The organism is Bacillus sp. RB3, from assembly GCF_030164735.1.
Lineage (GTDB): Bacteria > Bacillota > Bacilli > Bacillales > Bacillaceae_G > Bacillus_A > Bacillus_A cereus.
The window spans coordinates 1-287 of record NZ_JASNGE010000127.1; the positions used below are offsets into that span (position 1 = coordinate 1).

Sequence of the window (287 nt, forward strand, 5' to 3'; positions counted from 1 at the left end):
GGATTTTCATAGTGTGTTCCATCTGACAAAATAGCGAAATCTTTTAGTCCTACATCTATTCCAATGTAAGACTGTGTTTTCGGAAGGTCTTGTACTTCTGTTTCAACTAATAGTGACACAAAATATCTTCCAGAAGGGTTGCGTCTAACAGTCACATTTACAATACGTCCCTCTACTTCGCGACTTTTAGCAAATCGAACAAGGCCTAGTTTCGGCAACTTTATTTTGTTCCCTACAACGGCAATGTTTTCATTTGTTTGTTTTGTGGTATAAGATTGTACGTTGTT

The 287-nt window shown here is 37.3% G+C and carries 1 pseudogene; it reads right to left on the reverse strand.

Features of this window, described 5'->3' with window-relative positions:
• Positions 1–287: pseudogene (locus QO049_RS30645) on the reverse strand (IS200/IS605 family element RNA-guided endonuclease TnpB); the annotation flags it as partial.